Here is a 15,847-nt window from a genome sequence, read left to right on the forward strand (position 1 = left end):
GCCTTCGCGCGATCACGCTCGTCCGCGATCACGCCCGGCCGCGATCACGCCCGGCCGCGATCACCGACGGCCCGCGGTCAGCGCGGCGCGAGTGGAACCACGCTGACCTGCACCGGGGTCAGGCTCTGCGGCGGGCTCGGCACCGGTGTTGGCACCGGTGTCGGTGCCGCGGGCGGCGGGAGCGCGGGTGCGGGTGCGGGCGTTGGTGGCTGCGGCGGTGCGGCCGGCGGTGCGCTCGCCCGCACCGCGGGCGCGCCGGGCGGCACCTCCTGCCGGGCCGGCCCGTTCACGGCGCCTCGGGTGGTACGGGGCGGCGCCTGCCGCGCCGCGGTGGCGGTGCCCGGAACCGAGTCGGTGCCGGGTGCCGGAGCGGCGACGAGGGCCTCCGCGCCGCCGGCCGCCGGGAGTGGTGCCGGTGGCGTCGACGACGGGGGAGTCGCCAGCCCCGGCTGCCGCGGAGCCTGCCGCGGGGTTTCGCGTGCCGGGCGGCCCGGCCGCCCGGCGGTGCCGCCCTCGGGTGTGGCACCACGGAGGTCCGCGCCGGGCTCGTCACCGGCGGCCGCGGTGACAGCCGCCGCGGCGGTGACGGTGGCGGGCCCGGTGGATGGCCCCGCGGCCGCCGCGACCGTGACCGCCGTGGCCGCGCAGAGGGCGAGGGCCGCCGCCGGTCGCCACACCGGCCGGCTCGGCTGGATGCCGAGCCTTCCGCGTGGTGCACGTGGCCCGCGTGGTGGGCGCGGCGCCTGACCGGCCCCGGGTGACCCCGCGACGAGGTCGCGGAAGGTCTGGTGGGTCCGGCCCGGCGGCAGCGCGCCGAGGACGGCGGCGCTGATCGGATCGACCTCCCCGCGGCCGCGCCCGCCCTGCCGGCCGCCGGACCGGGGCCACTCGGGCGGCGGCCGAAGCCCGGTCGCGGCGAACGCGAGCACGCGGGCCCAGGCCCTGCCGGCCGGGTCTTCCCCGGGATCTTCGGCGGGCTGGTGGGCCGGGTCGGGCGGCGCCGCCCCGAGGCCCAGGGAGACCAGGCGCGGCCCGGCCAGGGAAAGAACGACGTCACCGGCATCAACGGCACCGGTGCTCTCGGTGGAACGCCGCACCTCGAGCAGGGTCGCGGCGACCTTGGCCAGCTCGGCCGGCGACAGCGGCCCCCGCTCGGCGATCTCCTCGGCCAGGGTCGGGCCGTCGACGTATTCGGTGACCAGGTACGGCAGGCCGCGCAACGGCGAGCCGGGGGCCTGCTCGTCGCCGAGGACACCGGCATCGAGGACGGCGCAGCGGGCCGGGTGGGCCGCGTTGCGGGCGCGGGTGGCCGCGGCGGCGAAACGCTCGCGCAACCGCTCGCGGGCGGGATCCCCGGTAACCGGGGCCGGGAGCGTGGCCGGGTCCGGCACCCGGAGGGCCACCTGGGCCCCGCCGACCGCCCGGCTGAGCAGGACCAGCCCCGCCGGGCCCCGGGCGATGCGCCCCAGCACCCGATAGGGGCCGACCGCGGTCGGATCACCGTCGCCGGGCGGTGACACCCGCCGGGGAAGGGCGGCGGTCATGCCGTGGCTGCGTGGGTGGCGGATGGCTGACCGACAGTGCTCACCCGATTGAAGGTAGTCGGTCCGATCGTTTCCGTGAAGCCCGGTTGGTCGCGTTCGCTCCCGTGACGGTGGGCTCAGTCGGCCGAGCGGTAGGTCCGCTCGATGCCGTCGAGCAGCCAGGTCAGCGCCTGGTCGAACCGCTCGCCGGCGAACGGCGCGGTGCCGGCGAGCATCCGGGAGAGGTGCGGGAACGCCCCGCCGTCGAGGAGGGCGCTCAGCGCCGGGTCCGCGTCGATCCGGCGCCGCAGACCGCACATCGGCTGTGGCACGTCGGCGCCGATGGCCTTGGCGGACAGCTCCTGCATGGCACAGCCGATGACCAGGTCGTCGACCGCGTGGATGATCGTGCGCTGGGCGGCGGTGTCGTCGGTGAGGAGGGACGCGACCGCCAGCACCTGCTCGATGTGGCGCAGTTTGTTCGGGCCGAGGGCGGGGCGCAGGCCGAGGGTGACCGCCCACGGGTGGCGCAGCAGGGACGCCCGCGTCCGGTGGGCGATGCGGGAGAGCCCGGTGCGCCAGTCGGGACCGGTGTCGTCGACGAGGTGCTCGGCGTAGAGGGCGTCGCGCATCAGCGCGAGCAGCTCCTCCTTGTCCTGGACGTGGGTGTAAAGCGTCATCGTGCCCACACCGANGGTGGTGGCGACATGCCTCATCGACACCGCTTCCAGCCCTTCGGAGTCGGCGATCTCCAGGGCCGCGGCGACGATCCGACCGGGCGAGAGCGCACCCCGATGCGAGGGCTGCCGTTCGCANGTCCTGGATGGGTCGGTCTGTGTGGTGCTCATCTCACCTCCCGTGGCTTCGCCTCGTCCCACCGAAATCATTTTGCCTACGTACAGCGTACGACGTAGTCTCGACCAGCGGTCCGTACGGTGTACGGGCTTCGCGTCAGGGTGAGGCGGCCATCAGGTCGATGACTGGCGCGGGCTGTGGGAGGGCGCGATGGCGGAGAACGCGGTGAACGTGGAGGACGACACGAACACGGAAGACAGCACGAACACGGAAGACAGCACGAACACGGAAGACAGCACGAACACGGAAGACAGCACGAACACGGAAGACAGCACGAACACGGAAGACAGCACGAACACGGCAGACAGCACGAACACGGAAGACAGCACGCACGCGGAGGGCTCGGCGCGGGGCGCGGCCACGGAACCGGAGCGGGGTACGGAACCGGAGCGGGGCTCGGAACAGGGCCTGAGCGCGGAACAACGACCAGCCGCCGAGGCCGCGGCTCCCGCCGCGCCGGTGAGGCCCGGCCGGCGCGTGCCGGCCTGGGCGGTGCTGGCGGTGTGCTGTGTCGCTCAGTTCATGGTCGTCCTCGATGTGACGATCGTGAACGTGGCACTCCCGTCCATGCAGACGGAACTCGGCCTGTCGGCCTCCGGCCTGCAGTGGGTGGTCAACTCCTACACCCTCGCCTTCGCCGGCCTGCTGCTCTTCGGTGGGCGGGCCGCGGACCTGTTCGGCCGCCGCCGGGTGTTCATCACCGGGCTGGCGCTGTTCACGCTGGCGAGCCTGGCCGGAGGGCTGGCCACCAACGACATCACGCTGATCGCCGCGCGCGCGGTGCAGGGCCTCGGCGGTGCGGTGCTCGCGCCCGCCACGCTCAGCATTCTGATGACCTCGTTCCCCGACCCGCGGGAGCGGAACCGGGCGCTGGGCCTGTGGAGCACCACCGCTGCCGGGGGCGGCGCGCTCGGCGTGCTCGCCGGCGGCGTCCTGACCGAGCTCGCGGACTGGCGCTGGGTGCTCTTCGTCAACGTGCCGATCGGCGCGGTTCTCATCGCCGGGGCGCGGTTCGCGCTCGCCGAGTCCCGCGGGCAGGTGCGCGGAGCCAGGGACCTCGACATTCCCGGCACCCTCACGGTCACCGCAGGCCTCGTCGCCCTCGTCTACGGGATCGTGCGCACCGAGACGAGCAGCTGGAGCTCACCGGTCACCATCGGCTGGCTGGCGGCGGCCGCCGCCCTGCTGGTGGCCTTCCTGGTCATCGAGGCGCGGACCGAGAACCCGCTGGTTCCGCTGGGGGTCTTCCGCCGCCGGGCACTGCGGTACGCGAACCTGATCATCCTGGTCATGGGGACCGTCATGTTCGGGTTGTTCTTCTTCCTCACCCTGTATCTCCAGCGGATCCAGGGGCAGGGGCCGCTGGCGGCCGGCCTCTCGATGCTCCCGGTCCCGATCATGATCATTTGCGGCTCGCAGGCCAGCTCGCGGACGGTGGGGCGCTTCGGCCCCCGGCCGCTGATCATCGCGGGAACGCTGATCGCCGCGGTGGGCATGGGCTGGCTCAGCGCGCTCACCGCCGGCGGGTCCTACTGGACGCAGGTCTTCGGCCCGCTCGCGCTGCTCGGCTTCGGCATGGGTCTCAACATGGTCGCGGTCACCACCGCGGCGACCTCCGGGGTGCCGCCGCACCTCGCCGGCCTGGCCTCCGGGCTGCTCAACACGGGCCGGCAGATCGGGGCAGCGGTCGGGCTGGCCACCCTGACGACCATCGCGGACCGCCACACCGACGGTCGGCTCGCGGCCGGAGTGCCGCCCGCCGAGGCGCTGACCTCGGGATACTCGCTCGCGTTCCTGATCGCGATGGGGCTTCTGATCCTCGGCTCCCTGCTCGCGCTGCTCATCCCGGGCCAGCGTCCGGCGGCCGCCGTCCCGATCGTGGAGCAGCCGCGCCCGGCACCTGAGCTGGTTGAGGTTCTCGCCGAGGTGTGACCCCGTGGCCGGTCACCCGGCTGGGGGCCTGTCACCAGAGGTGGCAGGCCCCCAGCCGGTCCGGTTGCCGCGGGGGCGAGCCGACGAGTGCGCCCGGCCGCGCGTCGCGGCGGGGGTCACCGCCGCCCGGGCCCCTGTCCGCCCGTCGGCGCGGCGGGAGACGGCGGCCTCGCGAGCAGGCGTTCGGTCAGCCGGTCGATGTCGTCGAACATTTCGGCGTCACGACTGGCCGACCGGCGGCGGTGCGACTCGTCGATCTTGTCCTTCTCGGCGAGTGCGTCCTTCTCATCCCGGTACTCCATGACCTGGAGCCGGCGGCGGTGGCGTCGCTCCCCGTACACGAGCCGGTCATCCACGAGCCGTTCGTACCTGGTGGTGCCGCTGAACAGTTTGACGAGCACGGGCAGGCAGTCGATCAGGACGAAGAAGATCCGGATGGCCCACTCGGCGAACCGCAGGTGGGGATGCGACCCGGTGAGCTTCCCGAGCGCCTCCAGCCGCTCCAGCAGGCCGATCTCTCGCTGGTGGCTGCGCCGCTCGGCGACGAGCCCGCGGATGGACGTGTCGCGCTGCGCCCGGTACTCGACCTGCGCGCCCGCGATCTCCTGCTGACGTCTGACGATGTCCCCGCCGAGCTGGGTCTGGCGGGTCTGCATCGCCGGGAGGTCCTTCGCCGTCGCGTACTCGTCCGCTTCCTGCCGGTTACGGGTGCAGTTGACGCCGACACCGACCCGGCGGCTGAGGCCGGTGCCCGGGGTGCCGTTGCACTCCTGGCGGGCGATGTCGTTCAGCCGGCCGAGCTCGGTGCTGGTCGCGGTGATGTCCGCGTCCAGGGTGACCTTCTCGCCCTGCAGCTCGCCGAGCTCCGCCAGCAGGCCGGGGAGCCGGCCGGTGACCGTGATCCGGTCCGGGTCGCAGCCGGCTGAGGCGACCACCGGGTCCGCCGCCTCGGATGTGCCGGGAACCGGATTACATCGCAGCNGCCGACCTTCGTAGTCGGCGATTTGGCGGTGACGATCGGCACCTCGACGAAGTCGGTCCGCCGCAGCCCGCGGTACCCGTGCGCGACGGTCTCCCGGAACAGCGGGACGGAGACGATGACGGCCAGGTCGAGGTCGTCGTGATCTTCCAGCTGGTCCCGCACGCGCGCCGCGTCGACGAGCCGGGTGGCGATGATCGGTGCGTCACCGGCGAAGCCGGTGCCGTCCACCACCACGTCACCGTGATGCAGCGCCAGCCGAAGCCGAAGCCGGCCTTCCGCGCTGCGCGTGCGGTTGTGGCCGTACAGCGCAACGCCGAGTTCCCGGACCAGATCGGCGACCACCCGTGGCTTGGGAACGTCGGCCGGGATCAGCGCCAACAGGCCGCCGCCGGTGTCCTGCCGGATGACGGCGAGCGGATCGATACGCGCGTGTCGCAGCGCTTCCGAAACCACGGTGCGGAGCCCTTCACGGGCGGCGAGATGGCCGAGGCCGGTCAGCTGGCTGTACCCACCCTGGTCCAGGGCCAGCACCGTCGCCGGGCGTGGGTCGAGCGGTTCGGATTGCATGCCAGGACTCCGTGGTGAGAGGTCGGAAATTTTCCGGAACGGGCAGCCGGAAGAACAGGTAACGCGCGGCCATCCAACTGTCAGCCGCGGACGGAAACCTCGTCGAAAGCTGTGATCAGCTGTTGGGCGAGGTGTCGCCACCGCGACTGGCCGGCAACGGCTTCCGCTGCCGGCAGCAAAAATCGCGGGCCGGACGGGGAGGATTCCTGGAAAGGTTGACGGCGCTGTTTGCCAGGTTTTCGGATGGGTCCGGGCCGCACCCGGACATCTCGACAGGCAAGGACATGGATCGCTCCCGTGCGCCGCAGCGACTAACCCCCGAGAATCGCTGGCGCGACGAACCATACAACTCGCCGGAACCGGCGGGTGACGGATCCCGGCCGGGATCCGGTTCGTTTTTCGTGCGCTGCGTGAACGATCGTCGTCGTTGTTTTCGTCCTGGTTCTCGGTAATCCGGTCAACCGACGGACGCGGCGGAGAAAACATCGTGCGTGATTTCGCCCGGGCGGGGCTCGAATCCGTGTGCCCGGACTCCGGGCGCCCCATGCCGGCCTGCCGGCCCGACCGGGTCTGCCGGCCGCCCGGCCCTTCGCGCCCACGTTCGGCGCCCGCTCCCCGGCCGCGGCCGGACCGTCCGCCGCGGTTTGTGGCGGGCTGTTGTCGCTCCGTGGTCGAAGGTCGGCCACTACTTACTCGCAAGATCTGTATACAACGCTGGATGCAGACCTGCATACATCTTCACAGGTGTGTTACCTGGCGGAACGTGACTCGAAACGACTGCCCTCGACGCTGACCTCCAGGCGGCAGCCGGGGGGAGTGGCCCCTTGGCCGGACCCGTTCCCTCCCTTCGCATCGAGGACAGGCATGACTCCCACAGCACCGCTGACTGTGCGTGCGCGCCCTTACGACTACACGTTCGATCCGGCGAGCACGGCGCTCGTGCTGATCGACATGCAGCGGGACTTCCTGGAACCGGGCGGCTTCGGCGAGAGCCTCGGCAATGACGTCTCCCTGCTGCGGAGCACGATCGAACCGCTCCGGGTGGTGCTGGCCGCGGCGCGCGCGGCCGGGCTCACCGTCATCCACACCCGGGAAGGGCACCTGCCGGACCTCTCGGACCTGCCCCCGTCCAAGCTCGCCCGGGGCAATGCCACCGCCCGGATCGGTGACCTCGGCCCGAACGGCCGCATTCTCATCCGCGGGGAGTACGGCCAGGACATCATCGACGAACTGGCGCCGGCCGCGGGCGAACCAGTGATCGACAAGCCCGGCAAGGGTGCCTTCCACGCCACGGAGTTCGGCGACGTGCTGCAAGCCCGCGGGATCACTCACCTGGTGGTGACCGGGGTGACCACCGAGGTCTGCGTGCACACGACGGTGCGCGAGGCCAACGACCGCGGCTACGAGTGCCTGGTGCTGGCGGACTGCGTGGGCTCCTACTTCCCCGAGTTCCAGCGGGTCGCGCTGGAGATGGTGGCCGCCCAGGGAGGCATCTTCGGCTGGGTCGCGCCCTCCGAGTCGTTCGTCGCCGCGCTCGCGGAGCTCGGCCCGGCCGCCGGGTCGGGCCCCGCCACCGGGTCCGGTTCCGCCGTGGCGCCCGGTTCCGCTTCGTCCGCCGTTGCCACCGTTGCGTCCGCCGCCGCCGCGTCCTGAACCGAAGGGGAGACCGAACCCGCCATGACCGAGACCGCAAGCCCGCCGCCCGCAAGCCCGCTCAATCTGCCGTACTGGACGAAGGGGGACACCAACGCCTTCTTCGGTCTCGGTATCAACGTCCTGGTCAACGTCATCGTCCTGACGTCGCTGTGCCTGTTCGTGGTGAACATCCCCGGTGACGACGTGTTCGGCGCGATTCTGCCGGCGCTGGGCATCGCGATGCTGCTCGGCAACTTCTTCTACGCCTGGCTCGGCCGCCGGCTGGCGGCGCGGGAGGGCCGGGACGACGTCACGGCGATGCCGTACGGGCCGAGCGTGCCGCACATGTTCATCGTCGTTTTCGTGATCATGCTGCCGATCTACCTCCAGACGAAGGACCCGCTCGCCGCCTGGCAGGCGGGCCTCGCCTGGGCGTTCATCATCGGCGTCATCGTCATGATCGGGGCGTTCGTCGGCCCGACGATCCGGCGCTACGCCCCCCGGGCGGCGATGCTCGGCACCCTCGCCGGTATCTCGATCGCCTTCATCTCGATGCGTCCGGCCGCGCAGATGTGGGACGCGGCGTGGATCGCGCTGCCCGTGTTCGGCCTGCTGCTGATCGGCCTGCTCACCGACCTGAAGCTGCCGTGGAACCTCCCGATCGGCGCTGTCGCGCTCCTGCTCGGCACCGCGATCGGCTGGATCGGCGGATTCATGGACGCGCCCGCGGTCGGCGAGGCGGCCAAGGACATCGCCGTCTCCCTGCCGACGTTCCACTTCGACAGACTGTTCGACGGTCTGTCGGACATCTCGCCGCTGCTCGCGACGGCGATCCCGCTCGGGGTCTACAACTTCACCGAGGGCATGACCAACGTCGAGAGCGCGGCGTCGGCCGGGGACAGCTACAACCTGCGGCCGATCCTGCTCGCCGACGGTCTCGGCGCGGTCGTCGGCGCCGCGCTCGGCTCCCCGTTCCCGCCCGCGGTCTACATCGGCCACCCGGGCTGGAAGGCGGCCGGCGGGCGGACGGNCTACTCCCTGGCGACCGGCGCCGTGATCGCGCTGCTGTGCTTCCTGGGCATGTTCGGGCTGCTCAACGCGGTGCTCCCACTGCCGGCGATCGTGCCGATCCTGCTCTACATCGGGCTGTTGATCGGTGCGCAGGCGTTCCAGGTCTCGCCGAAGGCACATGGAGCCGCGGTGGTGGCCGCGATCATCCCGAACATCGCGTCCTGGGCCGCGGGGCTGATCGACAACACGGTGACGACGGCGGTGGGGGTGGCCGCGGCGGCCAACCCGTCGGGCGCCCTCACCGTCACGGACGACGACCTGGAAGCGAACAGCGTGCTCCTGCACGGACTGCACACCCTCGGCGACGGAGCGGTGCTCGCCGGGCTGGTGCTGGGCGCGATCATCGCGTTCGTCATCGACAAACGGTTCGTCTCGGCGATGGTCTCCTCGGCCGCGGGGGCGGTGCTGGCCTTCGTGGGCCTGATCCACGCGGAGAAGGTGGAGTGGAACGCGAACGGGCAGGTGGCGCTGGGCTATCTGTTCCTGGCTGTGATCTGCGCGGCGTGGGCGCTGACCCGCCCGGAACCACGGGTACCGGACGCGGAGGAGACCGAGCTGGAACGGGTGCACGGCGTGCCCCCGCAGCGGCCGGCGGCGCTCGACGAGCCGGCGGCGGTGGGCGAGCCGGCGGCCGCCAGCTCCTGACCCGGTACGCCCGGCGTACCGGGGGCCCCGCCCGACCCGTCACCCGGGCGGCCGGGGCCCCCGCTTCACTGGACCGCTTCGCCGCGGGCGAGCCGCAGCGAGACCTCCATGATCCCGTGGTCCTCGGTCGAGATGCCCGGCACGCTCGGGTTGGGGATGTCCCAGTCGGCGAAGGTCACGGGAATTTGACCGACGACCTGGATTCCGTCGCCGGAACGCTGGGTCTGCAGGTCCATGGTCACCTGACGGGTGGCCCCGCGCAGGGTCAGCGTGCCGGCGGCCTGGTAGGTGCGCTTCTCGCCCACGGCCGGCACCGTGCCGAGATCGATCGGGTCGGTCAGGGTGAAGGTGGACGTCGGGTGGGCCTGCACGTCCATGATCCGATTGCGGAACTGGTTGTCGCGGCGGTCCTCGTCGCTGCGCACCGAAGCCATCTGGACCTCGAACTTCGCCTCGGTGACCTCGTCGCCCGCGATGGTCATCGTGCCGGAGACCTCCGAGGTGCGGCCGGCCGCCGTGGTCTTCTGCCCGAAGAGGATCTCCTCGACGCGGTAGCCGGCCTCGGATCCGTCGGTGACCTTCCAGATGCCGTCGACCGACCCGGCGGCGGCGGACCCGCTCGCGGCACCGCCGCTCGGCCCCGCGGTGGCCTGGTCGTCGAGCGAGAACTCCTCGGGCGCGTCCTCCTTGATGACGTTGATGTAGAACGCGGTGCCGCCCACGACGAGAACGGCGACGGCGGCCACGATGCCGACAATGATCAACGGCCAGCGCCGCTTGCTGCGAGGCGTGCTCTCTGCCACCGTGCACCATCCCGTGGAAGATCCGACCATGACGCTGGCCGCAATGTTGCACATACAACCTGAGTGAAACCTGATGGCGCGGTGATCAGGGCGTGTCGGGTCGGCGAGGCCGGCTGCCGGCCGACATGGTCCCTACTTGTGGGCCGAGGTGCCGTCGGTCTGGCCCGGCGTCTCCTCCACCGAGGCTGACGGCGGCGGTGCGGCGGGCTCCGCCGCCGAGGTCGAGAGCCTGGACAGCATGGCCGCGGTGCCACCGGTGGCCCCGGCGAACCGCACGGTCGCTCCACGGTCGCTGAACTTCTGCCGCACGTCGTCCAGCGCGGCGACGCCGGCGGAGTCCAGCACCTGCGCCTCGGACAGGTCGATGACGATCCGGGCCGGGTCATGGGCGTAGTCGAACGCCGTCACCAGGTCGTTGCTGGAGGCGAAGAAGATCGGGCCGCTCACGGCGTAGATCCGTTCGCCGCCCTCGGGATCCAGAACGCTGGTGACCTCGGTGAGGTGCGCGACCCGGCGGGTGAACAGCAACGCGGACAGCACCACCCCGACCAGCACGCCGTAGGCCAGGTTGTGGGTCGGTACGACGACCGCCACGGTCGCCACCATCACCAGGGTCTCCGACCGCGGCATCCGCCGCAGCGTCGCCGGCGCGACACTGCGCCATTCGAAGGTCATCACCGAGACGAGGATCATCACCGCGACCAGAGCCGACATCGGGATCACGCCGACCACGTCCCGCAGCGGGACCACGAGGAGAAGCAGGAACGCGCCCGCGGCGAAGGTCGACAGCCTGGTCCGGCCGCCCGAGGAGACGTTGACCATCGTCTGGCCGATCATGGCGCAGCCGGCCATGCCGCCGAAGAAGCCGTTGACGATGTTCGCGGCTCCCAGCCCCCAGGCCTCCCGGTTGGCGTCGTGCGAGGTGTCGGTCATCCGGTCGACGATCTGCGCGGTGAGGAGGGTCTCCAGCAGCCCGACGGCGGTGAGCGTCGCCACGTACGGCGCGATGATGCGCAGCGTCTCCCAGTTCATCGGCACCGACGGGAGGCCGGGGACGGGCAGTGAGCCCGGCAGGCTGCCCTCGTCCCCGACCGTGGGCACCGAGAGGTCGAACATGACCGCCGTCAGCGTCAGCAGCACCACCGCCACCAGCGGCGGCGGGACGGCCCGGGTGAGCCGGGGGACCGTGAGCAGCAGGGCCAGACCGGCGCCCACCAGCAGATAGACCGCCGGGGACTCGCCGATCACGTGTGGCATCTGCGCGGTGAAGATCAGGATCGCCAGCGCGTTGACGAAACCGATCATCACCGTCCGGGGTACGAAGCGCATCAGCCGCGCGACCCCGAGCTGGCCGAGGACGAACATCGTCACGCCGACGCAGATCGTGGTCGCCAGCAGGTACTGAAGGCCGTGTTCCCGTACCAGCGGGGCCGCCACCAGGGCCATCGACCCGGCGGCCGCGGAGATCATGGCGGGCCGCCCGCCCGTCACGGCGATGACCACGGAGATCGTGAAGGAGGCGAACAGCCCTACCTTCGGGTCGACGCCCGCCACGACCGAGAACGAGATCGTCTCGGGGATGAGGGCCAGGGCGGTGACCAGACCGGCGAGCAGTTCCACCCGGACCACCCGCAGCCCCGGCCAGGCCGGCCTGACCAGCCGCCGGCGCGCCCAGGCGACAAGCGGGCGACGGGCGGTTGGCGAGGACTGGTTCAGGGACATGTCAGGCACGCTGAACTCTCACACCATCGGGAAGGAACCGGTTGGCTGTGGGACATCCACATGCGTGGCGGGATCTCGGCGGGGGAGCGGAGAGCCCAACTCTTCCGGTAGGTCAGATATGACGATACAAAGCCGGCGAAACCCGCTCCACGTCCCCTCCGCTCAGGCCCGGGGTGCTCCGAGGCGTTCGAGGTCGAGCTGCATCTGCTCGATCTCCCTGGCCTGGTTGCCCACCATCGCCCGGGCGAGTGCGCGCACCCGGTCGTCCGCGCCGTGCAGCGAGGCGTACTGGGCCATCTCGATGCCGCCGCGGTGGTGCCTGATCATCAGGGTCAGGAACAGCACGTCGAGGTCCCGGCCGCTGGCGGAGGCCAGCCGGGCCAGGTCGGCCTCGGACGCCATCCCGGGCATGCGCACGGACTGCTCGGCCCCGGCGGTCCCCGCCGCGGTGCCCGACGGGGTCCCGTGCTCGTGGCCGCCGGAGCCGTCTCCGTCGGTCATCCCGGCCATCCAGGCCATGGGCGCGCGGGCGGACGTCTGCGGCCGGCCCCAGCCGGCCAGCCAGGTGGACATGATGCCGATCTCGCGCTGCTGGCCGAGCGCGATGTCCTGGGCGACGCTGCGGATCGCGGCGTCACCACCACGGCTGAACTCGACCATCGACATCTGGACGGCCTGGGCGTGGTGCTCGGACATGTCCCGGGCGAAGCCGACGTCGACCGAGCCGTCGGCGGGCGGGCGGTCGATCAGCGCGCGCAGGCCCGCGCCGGCGGCCAGCAGGCCGACGACGGCGAACAGGACGAGGGGAGTCCACCAGAGCCGGACCCACGCGGGCGCCCGCTCGACCCCGCTCGGCTCGGGAGCCTCCGCCCGCTCGGGGGCCTCCGCCCCGCCGGTCGGCGCCGCGTCGCGGGTGAGGTCCACGCCGGCAGGCGTGCCGTCGGTGGTCCTGCTCTCAGCTGGCATGGCGGTCGCGCCCCGGTCCTCGTCGGCTTGGCTCATCGGCGGCTTGGCTCATCACCGTCCAGTGTGGCCCACGGGCGGCGCGGGGGGAGGGGCGAACCGCCCCGGAACGCCGGGCCACCTGGCCCGTCAGGTGGTCGGACCCGGCTACCCGTGACGGGCTCAGACCTGGATGTGGGAGTTGAAGACGAAGGTCCGCTTGCCGACCTGCACCCGGGTGCCGGGCACGAGCGGGGCGGGCTGGTGCGGGCTGAGCGGGGTCCACACGGTCGCCTCCGGCGGGGCGATGTAGGTGCCGTTCGCCGATCCGCGATCGGTGATCACCGCGTCCCATCCGTTCAGCGTGATGACCGCGTGCACGCGGGACACCGCGCTCTCGCCGTCCTCGACCGGCAGCGGGCGGGCGTTCCCGGCTCGAACGGCCTCGTCGCGGTCGGGCTGCCGCCCGATGACCAGATCCATGTCGACGTTGACGGTCTGGCCGTCGTCGAACACGAGCACGCCCACCGGCGGCCGCGGGCCGATGACGGTCCGGTTCGTCTGCTGGGCCAGCGAGATCCCGCACTCCGTGCAGTACGGCGCCAGCGGGTGGTTGAAATGGCCGTGGGTGCACAGGATGCCCTCGACCTGCGGCTGCGCCGCGCTGGGCAGCATCGTCTCGGCGTCGTCCTCGATCAGGTCGGAGACGGTGAACGAATGGTCGCCGGGCAGCTGCGTGATGGCGTCCTGGTCGTCGTCGAGGTCGTCGACGAGATCGTCGTGCAGGGCGGCGGGGCCGCCGTGGCCGTGGCCTGGGCCGTGGCCGTGGCCGTGGTCGGCCGCGTCGTGCCGCTGGTCACGGGCGATCAGCTCGCGGTCGGCGAGCGCGGTGGGCGGGTCCTCGTCCAGTTCGTCGAAGTCCGCGGCCTGCGTCGGCTCGGCCGCCGCGGCCAGCCGGTGGGCCTCCTCCTCCTTGCTCAGCAGGGGGGTCAGCGCGGGCGGCGCGGTGGACATCGGGTCGGGGAGCCGCCGGCCCGGGGTCGGGATGGCCGCGGCCTCCGTCATCGGCTCACGCGGGCTCTCGAAGCCGGAGAGGAACGCGGCGGCCGGGGCCAGCGAGGACGCGCCCAGCGCCGCCGAGTCGTCCGCGACGAGGCTCGCCCCGATGCCCGGCACCGCGCCGATCCGCAGGTCGAGCGGGAAGCCGAGGTCGTCGAGCCCGGGGAAGCCGGCCTGGAACATCCCGCGCAGCGCGTCGGTCGGCCCGACGTCCACTCTGGAGATCTCGATGGGCAGCAGCCGGTCCACCCAGGTCGCGGAGTCCACCCCGGAGAGCGCGACCGGCGAGGGGCCGGTCGCGACGACGTCCATGGCGCCGTGGATGAGCGCGGCGATGCGGTCGTTGACCGTCGTGAGCAGGCCGAAGTCCGGGACGCGGTCCGCGTCGGCGTCCACGAGCAGGCCGGCGACCCGGCGCGGGAGCCGGGAGCCGGTGGTGGCCGCGCTGCCCGCCTCGCCGGCGACCTCCGCGCACAGAGCGAGCAGTCTCTTGGTGGTCTCTATGGTCTCCGGCCGGCCCACGGCGGCGACGATCAGCACGCCGGGCAGTCTGACGACCACGCCCGCCTGCCCGCCGTGCCCCGTCCCAACCACGACCCGGAAACGGTCTAGTCCCGCCATTGCCTCGCCCTTCGCCGCTCACCCGCGTCGTGCAAACGGTGCCGATCTTCAGACTAGCGGCACCCGCGCGCGCCGTACGGTACTTATCCTGCCGGGCGAACTGGCCCGGCAACCCGATATGTCTGTTTCGCACTCTGGTCGGGGGTGTCCGCGCGCCCCGGCCGGCCACCGTGGTACAGCCCGCCGGACGCGGGGCGGCGAGATCGTCAGAGCGCCCCCGGAATGATCAGATGTCGACCGGTGCTGATGAGGTGCCCGGTCAGAGCAGGCGCCCGCCGTGGAAGCGCCACCGCAGGAACGGGACGCGCATCGGGCCGTTCGCGCAGAGCCACACGCCGAGCCAGACGACGCCGAAATGGACCAGGAACGCGCTGCCCGCCAAACCGCCCGTGCCCGGCACCGCGTGCGCCCGGATCGCTAGCCATACGAGCAGACCTTCGTTCACCGCGGTGATCAGGCCGAACATGGTGGGCCAGTCCTTCTCCCACCGGAACTGCTGCAGGCCGTGGTAGGCCAGCTCCCAGCCGAACCCGAGCAGCGCGACAGCGAACAGGACGCCGAAACTCGCGCGGTAGGCGGCACCGAGTGGTGCGTCCGTGGGCAGCAGGGGAGTGACCAGGGCCGTCAGAACGGAGCCGACTGTGGCGAGCAGGAACAGTCGGGTCTGAAGTCGTCCGGCCAGTGTCGGCACCATGGCTCGATTTCTCCGATCGGGTACGCCGTCAGACCGGCTGGTTGCGCATCCAACGCACCCATTGCGACACCGAACGTGCTACACCCAGGTGGGGTACGAATCCCTGCGAAGCCAGGTCGTCACAGATTTCCTGGGCGGCGATCTGCAGTCCCAGGAAGGTGTCGACCCCCGGGAAGTAGCCGCCGAGCGTGGCCGCACCCGACGCATAGAGCCGCCCCGAGCCGCTGCGCGTCCCGCGCACCTCGAAGGTCCGCTCCACGTCGAGCCGGCCGAGCGGGTTGTAGCCGGCCCCGGAATGGTCGAGCAGATCGGCGAGGACCCGATGCTCGCGGATGTCCGCGACCAGCCCGGTGGCATCGATCACATAGGCCGCCGGGACCTCCAGGATGCCGTCGGCGGTGCGCACCCGGGTCACGACCGTCCCGTCCGATCCGGGGGTGAGCCGCTCCACCTCGCCCACCCGGGTCACATACCAGCCCTCGTGCCGGCCGCGGGCGAGCTGTGCCTGCCACCGGCGCCGGCGGGGGGNGTTCGTGCCGCCGATCGTGTCGTAGAGTGCCCGGCGCTCCTCGCCCTCCAGGGTCCGCATGCGCGCCTTGAGCTGGCCGCCCCACACCGACTTGGGGTAGTTGAAGCCCTGGTAGGCCCAGCCGTCCCCACCGCGCCGGCGCATGAACACGCTGGGCCCGTGCGAGCCCCGCACGTAGGTGCGGAACAGGTGCACGATGTGCGTCCGGGCCCCGTGCCGGTCGCGGTCGGTGATCAACCGGTCGAGGATGCGCGAGGCGACGATGCC

General features: G+C 72.1%; 11 protein-coding genes and 5 pseudogenes. 4 read left to right on the forward strand and 12 right to left on the reverse strand.

Translation table 11 applies throughout. The annotated features are described in order from the left end of the window. Positions 1–77: 77 nt before the first annotated feature. From UG55_RS29125 to UG55_RS36595, 4 genes and pseudogenes are all read right to left on the reverse strand, one after another. Positions 78–1,544: a hypothetical protein gene (locus tag UG55_RS29125; RefSeq protein ID WP_083986772.1), complete on the reverse strand. Its 1,467-nt coding sequence runs from the start codon at positions 1,542–1,544 to the stop codon at positions 78–80. 116 nt (positions 1,545–1,660) lie between these two features. After that, positions 1,661–2,217 (reverse strand): TetR/AcrR family transcriptional regulator C-terminal domain-containing protein (locus tag UG55_RS13590; RefSeq protein ID WP_255360478.1); only part of this gene is annotated, 557 nt, incomplete at its 5' end. Between the two features lies 1 nt (position 2,218). After that, positions 2,219–2,293: pseudogene (locus tag UG55_RS45390) on the reverse strand (TetR family transcriptional regulator); the annotation flags it as partial. Between the two features lie 198 nt (positions 2,294–2,491). Further along, positions 2,492–2,740 (reverse strand): hypothetical protein, encoded by a 249-nt coding sequence (locus tag UG55_RS36595; RefSeq protein ID WP_242424295.1) that lies wholly within the window; start codon positions 2,738–2,740, stop codon positions 2,492–2,494. 46 nt (positions 2,741–2,786) lie between these two features. On the opposite strand from UG55_RS36595, the gene UG55_RS13595 reads away from it, so the two are divergent. Continuing rightward, on the forward strand, positions 2,787–4,310 hold the full coding sequence (locus tag UG55_RS13595) for an MFS transporter (protein ID WP_066068002.1): 1,524 nt from the start codon (positions 2,787–2,789) through the stop codon (positions 4,308–4,310). A 116-nt stretch (positions 4,311–4,426) separates the two neighbouring features. Here the strand turns inward: UG55_RS13595 and UG55_RS47195 are convergent, their stop codons facing one another. Beyond that, positions 4,427–5,245, reverse strand: a complete 819-nt coding sequence (locus tag UG55_RS47195; protein WP_066067909.1) for a DUF4407 domain-containing protein — start codon at positions 5,243–5,245, stop codon at positions 4,427–4,429. 1,478 nt (positions 5,246–6,723) lie between these two features. Here UG55_RS47195 and UG55_RS13605 point away from each other — a divergent pair. The 3 genes and pseudogenes from UG55_RS13605 to UG55_RS47205 all read left to right on the forward strand — a co-directional run. Then, positions 6,724–7,512, forward strand: a complete 789-nt coding sequence (locus tag UG55_RS13605) for a cysteine hydrolase family protein (protein ID WP_066067912.1) — start codon at positions 6,724–6,726, stop codon at positions 7,510–7,512. 24 nt (positions 7,513–7,536) lie between these two features. Beyond that, positions 7,537–8,524, forward strand: a pseudogene (locus tag UG55_RS47200) (regulator); the annotation flags it as partial. A gap of 1 nt (position 8,525) precedes the next feature. Continuing rightward, positions 8,526–9,210 (forward strand): annotated as a pseudogene (locus UG55_RS47205) (regulator); the annotation flags it as partial. A 65-nt stretch (positions 9,211–9,275) separates the two neighbouring features. Here the strand turns inward: UG55_RS47205 and UG55_RS13615 are convergent. The 7 genes and pseudogenes from UG55_RS13615 to UG55_RS47215 form a co-directional block, all read right to left on the reverse strand. Beyond that, on the reverse strand, positions 9,276–10,013 hold the full coding sequence (locus UG55_RS13615; protein ID WP_066067918.1) for a YceI family protein: 738 nt from the start codon (positions 10,011–10,013) through the stop codon (positions 9,276–9,278). Positions 10,014–10,145: 132 nt separating this feature from the next. After that, positions 10,146–11,735, reverse strand: coding sequence for a SulP family inorganic anion transporter (locus tag UG55_RS13620; protein WP_396230897.1), 1,590 nt, complete (start codon positions 11,733–11,735; stop codon positions 10,146–10,148). 162 nt (positions 11,736–11,897) lie between these two features. Then, positions 11,898–12,737 carry a DUF305 domain-containing protein gene (locus UG55_RS13625; protein WP_066067923.1) on the reverse strand — a complete coding sequence of 280 codons (840 nt, stop codon included), beginning with the start codon at positions 12,735–12,737 and terminating at the stop codon, positions 11,898–11,900. A 123-nt stretch (positions 12,738–12,860) separates the two neighbouring features. Further along, positions 12,861–14,357, reverse strand: a complete 1,497-nt coding sequence (locus tag UG55_RS13630) for an FHA domain-containing protein (protein WP_066067928.1) — start codon at positions 14,355–14,357, stop codon at positions 12,861–12,863. Positions 14,358–14,616: 259 nt separating this feature from the next. After that, positions 14,617–15,051 (reverse strand): hypothetical protein, encoded by a 435-nt coding sequence (locus UG55_RS13635; RefSeq protein WP_066067931.1) that lies wholly within the window; start codon positions 15,049–15,051, stop codon positions 14,617–14,619. 28 nt (positions 15,052–15,079) lie between these two features. Beyond that, a pseudogene (locus tag UG55_RS47210) lies at positions 15,080–15,579 on the reverse strand (hypothetical protein); the annotation flags it as partial. Between the two features lies 1 nt (position 15,580). Further along, positions 15,581–15,847 (reverse strand): annotated as a pseudogene (locus UG55_RS47215) (hypothetical protein); the annotation flags it as partial.

The organism is Frankia sp. EI5c, from assembly GCF_001636565.1.
Lineage (GTDB): Bacteria > Actinomycetota > Actinomycetes > Frankiales > Frankiaceae > Parafrankia.

What these genes read in the sequence shown, in the direction of transcription:
- UG55_RS13635 (WP_066067931.1), bottom strand. Translation starts at nt 15,051, where the DNA reads ATGGTGCCGACACTGGCCGGACGACTTCAGACCCGACTGTTCCTGCTC.
- UG55_RS29125 (WP_083986772.1), bottom strand. Translation starts at nt 1,544, where the DNA reads ATGACCGCCGCCCTTCCCCGGCGGGTGTCACCGCCCGGCGACGGTGAT.
- UG55_RS13625 (WP_066067923.1), bottom strand. Translation starts at nt 12,737, where the DNA reads ATGAGCCAAGCCGACGAGGACCGGGGCGCGACCGCCATGCCAGCTGAG.
- UG55_RS13630 (WP_066067928.1), bottom strand. Translation starts at nt 14,357, where the DNA reads ATGGCGGGACTAGACCGTTTCCGGGTCGTGGTTGGGACGGGGCACGGC.
- UG55_RS13605 (WP_066067912.1), top strand. Translation starts at nt 6,724, where the DNA reads ATGACTCCCACAGCACCGCTGACTGTGCGTGCGCGCCCTTACGACTAC.
- UG55_RS13620 (WP_396230897.1), bottom strand. Translation starts at nt 11,735, where the DNA reads ATGTCCCTGAACCAGTCCTCGCCAACCGCCCGTCGCCCGCTTGTCGCC.